The organism is Desulfosalsimonas sp. (assembly GCF_046483245.1).
Classification (GTDB): domain Bacteria; phylum Desulfobacterota; class Desulfobacteria; order Desulfobacterales; family Desulfosalsimonadaceae; genus Desulfosalsimonas.
This window is the reverse complement of record NZ_JAWODO010000084.1, coordinates 23479-30029: the sequence shown is the minus strand read 5'-3', so window position 1 is coordinate 30029 and position 6551 is coordinate 23479. Positions and strand designations below refer to the sequence as shown.

Genomic DNA, 6551 nt, shown 5'->3' with positions numbered 1-6551 from the left:
CTCTTCTTTTTCCTTAACCTTCTCCTTCATCTCCTCAATATTCTCCTCGTCCAATTCACCTTCCTCTATCCTTCTGGGCCAGTGCTGGGATGATTTCCTGCTTTGCGCCACCCACCCGAAACCAGACAGGCGTTTTCCGGACTGCCAAAAGATGACAGCCGCCCTGGACAGGGCTTTTGAATCCTGGCAGCAAACCCTTGAAAAGGCCTGCCGGATGCAGGAGGTGTCGGCTGAGGGCCGGACTTCTAAGGCGGACCACACCCAGCCGGTGCGCACCACCCCTGTAAAAGTTTCTTTAAGTGCGGCAAAAAACCGTTTCGGGCTTGATGCGCTCTGGCGGCCCGCAAGCCGTCGGGCCCCGGAATTTGTGGTGCGCGATGACCAGACTGTCTATGACAGAAGCCACGGCCGGCTTTGGCAGAAGGCCGGTTCCCACTGGCCCATGGAGTGGTCCGGGGCACGGCAATATATTGACGCGCTAAATGCCCGGGCCTTTGGCGGTGTTGAAAACTGGCGCCTTCCCACGGTGGATGAACTGGTGCTTCTGCTTTTTCCGGTATCTGTTCTCGGCGATTATTGCACGCCCCCGATTTTTTCCGGAGATATCCACCGACTTTGGAGCGCGGACCGCAAATCCTTTGTTGCTGCCTGGTTTGTGGACACCAGTTTGGGGTATGCAGGCGCTGCGGATTTTACCTGCCAGTGTCATGTGCGGGCCGTCAGCGATTGCCCGCCTTACGGATAAAATCGCTGATCATCCGGAAATAGTCCATCCCCGCCCGGATCATGATATCGTTGTGATTGGCGTTTTCCACGATTTCAAGGGCCTTGGTCTCAGACGGGCATTTTTGATACAGATCCTGTCCGTGGGAAAGCGGGATAATGTGATCAAACCGGGCGTGGACAATCAGCGCCGGTCCCGTGTATTTTGCGATTTTTTCCGCGTTGGAAAAAACAGCCGATTCTTCGATCCCCAAAGTCCGGGCATCCACGCCCAGGTGTTGAAGCAAAGATACGGTATGGGCAAAACCGCTTTCAATGACAATGCCGGCCACGCCTTCGGGTCTGGCGGCGGCCAGTTCCAGGGCGGATGCGCTTCCCAGGGATCGTCCCATGACCCACAGGGGGCCGGTCCGGCCGTTTTTCTCCATCCAGTCGGCAGCGGCATCGAGTATCAGGTGGGCATCTGAAAGCATTGCAGACACGCTCGGCGATCCCGTGCTTTTGCCGTAGCCCCGGTAATCGGCCACTAGAAAATTGAGCCTGTGATCAATGTATACCGGTCCCACTGGGTCATAGTCTGCTGCGATTTCGCCGTTTCCGTGGAAAAACAGCAAATGGGGCTGATCCTCGGAAGCCAGATAAAAGCGGCACCCCAGATTCACCCCGGCCTCGGCGGCCACGTCTACATCCACGGCCCCGGCAGGAGGCGGCGTGTCCGGGGCCTTTCGGGGATGAAACAGGTTCTGTAAGATTTCGGGGCGGTCCAGAATTGCGGCTTCTGAATCCTGCATTTTCATTTCCTCCTTGGTTATGTGATATCCGCATAAAAATGGATTACACCCATTTTATCCCTTTTTGCCCGCACAGTAAACACAACCCGGCAGACTCCCTTTTTTTGCTTTTTTAAAAAATCTTGATATATTGTTGTATATCAGGTAAAAAAAACATTCTGCAGCATGAAAAGACCGGCTTTTTTTCGGCCGATCCATTTTGATGAAAGCATATTTAATGAAAAATTTTTCCCCGGCCACAGCCCCCAACCACAACCCGTCCTCAACATCCGGCGGATTTACCCTTATTGAACTCATGGTGGTCATCGTTATATTGAGCATCCTGGCCGTCTATATGGTCCCCAGAATCATGGGCCGGCCGGAGCAGGCCAAGCAGCTCAAGGCCAGAATCGATATCCAGGCCCTGGAAACCGCCCTGAAGCTCTATAAACTCGACAACGGGCAATATCCCACCACGGAGCAGGGTCTTGAAGCCCTGGTTGACCCCCCTGATGCCGGGCCCTCGGCCAAAGGATGGCGGGAAGGCGGATACGTTGAAAAGGGCAAAATCGCAAAAGATCCATGGGGAAATGATTATGTCTATCTCAGCCCCGGTACCCATGACGACTATGACATTATCTCCTACGGGGCTGACGGGGAGCCCGGAGGCGAGGGCGACAATGCCGATATCCGGAGCTGGGAGATTGAATAGGCCGGGTGACCTGTTATTGCAGGCGTTGCAGCAGCCTTGCAGTTGAGATCCTTTTTGCCTACGGAGAATAACCAGGCCTTTACACTCATTGAGCTGATCGTGGTGATCAGTCTTTTGGGTGTCATGCTGTTTTTTGCCGTACCCAGGCTTCATGAATCTTTTTTTTCCTCTGATTCCAGAAAACTTTCCGCATGGCTGCAGCTTCAGGTAAAAGATCTGAAAAACCGGGCTGTTGAAAATCAGATGCAGTTTATCCTCTTTGTTGACTTAGATGAAAACCGGCTCTGGGCCGGCCGGGAAGACATGGACGAGCCGGCGCTGGAAGCCGCGAAATCTAAGGGATTATCCCTGTCCGGGACAAACCGCCTCTCGGAGGTGGTTTTTGCCGGCGACCACCGGATCTCTTCCGGCACCGCGCAGATCCGTTTTTATCCCCGGGGATATTCGGACCAGGCTGTCATTTATATCCAAACCCGCGGCAATCAGCGCATTTCCTATGAAATCAATCCGTTTTTGCCCAATATCAAAACCGGCGGCAGCCATGGATGATCATCATTGCGGCATGATATATCGCCAAACTCCCAACCGCGGTTTCACCCTGCTGGAGGTTCTGGTTTCCCTGGCTATTATCGCCATGGTCCTTGTGAGCATTATCCGCCTGCAGGGCCAGACCATTTCCATGAATGAAACCGTGCGTTTCTATTCCATAGCCCCGTTTCTGGCCCAGGCCAGGGCTGTGCAAATCCGGATGGAACCCGGTTCTTTTATGGGTGAAGACAGCGGGGATTTCGGCCCGGATTTTCCCGGATACACCTGGCAGAGCCGGGTGGAATCACGGGAAATCAACATGGAGGAAAATGGTGAAATCGATTTTCTGGAAGCCGGCATCACTGTCCGGCATTCGGCGTGGGGGCTTGTCTATGAAATCACCCGGCAGATTTCAGCCAAAAACGAGGAATCGCGGCCATGAACCCGCCCCGCCATCAAAACCAGCAAAGGATTTGGAAAAAATCGGGATTTACTCTGCTGGAAGTGTTGATGGCGGTTGTGATTTTTGCCGTGATTGCCACCATTGTCTACGGTGCAATGAATGCCACTATATCCCGGATAAGCGCCATCAAGGACGGGGATAGGGTCTTTGCAATGGGTGCCGGGTGCCTGCACCGGATCAGCACGGATCTGCGGTCGGCTTATGCCGATCCCTATCCCCTGTTCACCCCCCCGGATGCCGGAGACGACCCGGATCCTTACGCCTTTGTGGGGCAAACCGATTTTATTGGCGGTGATTCCTTTTCAGGATTGCAGTTTGCCGCTTTTGCGCACCTGCCGGTTTCCACGGGCAGCGCAGACCCGCGGAAAACCGCCGCTGCCCTGACGCAACTCCGTTATTTCGTTGAAAAAAGCCCGGAGCCGGACCGCGGTTATGTTCTCAGGCGGGGGGACCGGCCGTTTGTCCGGGATGCGGATGCAGATCAATGGGATCCAGACCGGGCGCCGGTGCTTTGCACCCATATCACGGAATTTGCGCTGACATATTTCGATCACGAGAAAAATGACCGAAAAACCTGGGATTCGTCTGATGAAGCAACAGACTACGCAAGCCCGGCAGCTGTTGAAATTTTTTTCAGGATTGAAACCGACCAGGGAAACTATCCGTTTTTTACCCGGGTGGTTGTACCGGCTGGCAGGGAGCCCCTTGAACGTGTTAAAAGCCAATAATCACGGCATTGCCCTGATCATAACCCTGAGCATTATCACGGTTTTGATTGCTGTGGCCTTTGAGTTAAACCGGCAGACCGGCGCTTCGCTGAGCAGAAGCGGGGCAGGCAGAGACAGACAGATTCTGCAGCAAAAGATCGAATCCGGGGTCAGTCTGGCCATGCTGATTTTGATTCGCGACAAGGAGCAGACGGAAGTGGATTCTGTCCAGGAGGACTGGGCAGACCCGGAAAAAATCAGCGGCTATCTTGGCCGGGCCGGATATGATAACGATGAATTGCAGATTGAAATCACTGATGAACGCGCCCGTATGCAGGTCAACGCCCTGGTGGAGTTTCCGGCCGGACGCGATTTTAACCCTGTTCAGCAGCAATTGTGGCTCCGGTTTGTTGAATTGTTCCTTCAGGAGCAGGATCAACCCGATACAGCAACAGCGCAAGAACCTCTGGAGCCGGAAATGATCATCAATCCGATCAAGGACTGGATCGATTCCGGCGACGATGACGCCATAACCGGCCTGAGCGGTGCGGAATCTGATTATTACATGGACCGGGATCCGCCATATAAGTGCAGAAACGGCCCGGTGCGGCATTTGTCCGAGCTGCTGCGCGTGCGCAACATCACCCCGGAACTGTTTTCCGCAGACGATGGAAATGCCGGCTTGCGTGATTTTTTGACTGTACACGGCCTGGCCCCGGCAGCGGACAACCGACATGATTTTTCCTATGGCGGCCGGATCAATATCAACACTGCCGAAATACCCATTTTAGCAGCGCTGCTGCCGGTGGGCCTGGAGTTTTTGGCCCCGGAAATGGCCGCTTTTCGCAAGGAAACCTCAGGCGGTGAGTATCTCTATGATTTGACCAGTCCGACCTGGTACAGGCAGGTTCCCGGGATGGGAGATGTGGAGATCAATGCTTCCCTGGTGGCCGTCAAAAGTGATTTGTTTCGCATCCGGTGCAGGGCCCTGGCAAATCAAAGTTCCATGACCGCCCGGGTGGTTGTGCGGCGGGAGCAGAAAAAATCCGGGGGATGGAAATGTCGTGTATTGCACTGGCAGTATGAATAGGATATATTTAGTCGGGGACTGCTTGAAAATCGCATAAGGCCCTGTGAAAAAATTTAAAACCAATGCCGTAACACTGTTATGAGCAACCGGATTCTATCCATTGATATTAGAAAGCAGGGCCTGTGTGCCGTGCTGGTCCGCACCGCCCTGAAGGGCAACCGGATCGAGGCCCACAAGTTCGTGTCTTTTGGCGATGCCCCGGAAGAAGCCGCAGGCCCGGAAGAACGTCTGGCCTGGGCCATGGAGACGGTGACCAGCCAGATCCCTGCTCAGGGCGCCGGCTGTCTTGTTTCCATTGCCGCTTCCGAAGTGTCTTTCCGCAATCTGCAGGTGCCGTTTAAAGACAACAGAAAAATTCGCCAGGTGCTTGATTTTGAACTGGAGCCCACCCTGCCGTTTGAAATCAGTGGCATGCAGACGGATTTTCTCATTGTTCGCCAGGCCGAACAGACCGACCTGATCGTGGCAGCCGTGGAAACCCGGAAACTTGAGGCCATTCAGGAAATTTTCCGGCGATTGGATCTAACGCCAAGGGCGATCACCATCGGCTCTGCGGCCGCAGCCCTTTGTGTCTCCCGCCTGTCTGAGACCGGGGAGAAAAATTTTCTGCTGCTTGATATAGACGGCCCCAATACAGCGGCCTGCATGGTTGTTGGCGGTAAAATTCACATGATCCAGGCCCTTCGCACGGGCGGGGCCGCTGATGCAGCCGGATGTGCGGACATGATTGCAGCAGGCATCCAACGAATGCTGGCTTCCTTTGAAACCCTGTATGACACGGATCCGGAACTTGGGCGCATTTTTGTTTCCGGGGCGGATCAAGCCGATGACGGCTTTGCTGAAAAACTGTCCGGGGCCCTGGAAACGGAAGTTCGCTTTTTCAACCTGGCTGCCGAAACCCGGCTCTATCAATTATCAGACAAAGATTTGGATATCGGCTCCCAGGCCAACTGTGCCCTGAGCCTGGCAGGGATTGAAACATCCGGCATCCGGCCTTTTCAGTTCAACCGGAGCCATCATGTGCTGCAGAAATACTGGGCTGAAAACCGCAGCGAGATCATCAGCATTGGCGTGCTGGCTTTTTTTGTTTTCATGGTACTGATGATTCAGACAATCATAGAAAACCGGCACATGGAGCACCGCATTGCGCAAACAGACCGGCAGATCACCAGAATATTTCAACAGGCCTTCCCGGATGCCACCCGCATTGTTGATCCCGTGCAGCAGATGGAGGCCGGCCTTTCCCAGTTGGAAAAACAAAACGTGTTTGCCGGAGAGGATGGGGCGGGTATCCGCAATGTGGATATTTTAAAAGATGTCAGTGAATTGATACCTGCCAGCATCAATGTGGTGCTGACCCGGTTTGTCCGGGGTGACACCAGCGTGCAGATTGCCGGTCTCACCGATACATTCAACGCAGTTGATGATATAAAAATGCAGCTGGAAAAATCTGCTTTTTTCAAGCAGATCACCATCAGTTCCGCCAATATGGACAAGTCCGCCAATCGCGTACGGTTCCGGATCAAGGCGGATCTGGCGGAAGAGCCGCTTTAACGAC

The 6551-nt window shown here is 54.0% G+C and carries 8 protein-coding genes; 7 read left to right on the top strand and 1 reads right to left on the bottom strand.

What is annotated here, in order from left to right; genetic code table 11:
- Nucleotides 1-745 (top strand): DUF1566 domain-containing protein (locus R6U41_RS07730; RefSeq protein ID WP_410269259.1); only part of this gene is annotated, 745 nt, incomplete at its 5' end.
- On the opposite strand, the gene R6U41_RS07725 is transcribed toward R6U41_RS07730, so the two are convergent.
- Nucleotides 720-1514, bottom strand: a complete 795-nt coding sequence (locus tag R6U41_RS07725) for an alpha/beta hydrolase (protein WP_410269258.1) — start codon at nt 1512-1514, stop codon at nt 720-722. The two genes, R6U41_RS07730 and R6U41_RS07725, sit on opposite strands and share 26 nt — an antisense overlap.
- Before the next feature lie 217 nt (nt 1515-1731).
- Here R6U41_RS07725 and gspG point away from each other — a divergent pair, with 217 nt between their 5' ends.
- The 6 genes from gspG (at nt 1732) to gspL (ending at nt 6547) form a co-directional block, all read left to right on the top strand.
- A complete protein-coding gene (gspG, locus tag R6U41_RS07720) occupies nt 1732-2205 on the top strand; it encodes a type II secretion system major pseudopilin GspG (protein WP_410269257.1) in 474 nt (157 codons plus the stop codon).
- 54 nt (nt 2206-2259) lie between these two features.
- Nucleotides 2260-2754 (top strand): Tfp pilus assembly protein FimT/FimU, encoded by a 495-nt coding sequence (locus R6U41_RS07715; protein ID WP_410269256.1) that lies wholly within the window; start codon nt 2260-2262, stop codon nt 2752-2754.
- Nucleotides 2747-3175 (top strand): type II secretion system minor pseudopilin GspI, encoded by a 429-nt coding sequence (gene gspI / locus R6U41_RS07710; protein WP_410269255.1) that lies wholly within the window; start codon nt 2747-2749, stop codon nt 3173-3175. The genes R6U41_RS07715 and gspI overlap by 8 nt, the downstream gene beginning before the upstream one ends.
- The gene (locus R6U41_RS07705) at nt 3172-3924 is read left to right on the top strand and encodes a type II secretion system protein J (protein WP_410269254.1); all 753 of its coding nucleotides are present in this window, start codon (nt 3172-3174) and stop codon (nt 3922-3924) included. The genes gspI and R6U41_RS07705 overlap by 4 nt, the downstream gene beginning before the upstream one ends.
- Entirely contained in the window at nt 3908-4993 is a 1086-nt protein-coding gene (locus R6U41_RS07700) for a general secretion pathway protein GspK (protein WP_410269253.1), read from the top strand. Before R6U41_RS07705 ends, R6U41_RS07700 begins: the two co-directional genes overlap by 17 nt.
- 78 nt (nt 4994-5071) lie before the next feature.
- Nucleotides 5072-6547 (top strand): type II secretion system protein GspL, encoded by a 1476-nt coding sequence (gene gspL, locus R6U41_RS07695; RefSeq protein WP_410269252.1) that lies wholly within the window; start codon nt 5072-5074, stop codon nt 6545-6547.
- Nucleotides 6548-6551: the final 4 nt, after the last annotated feature.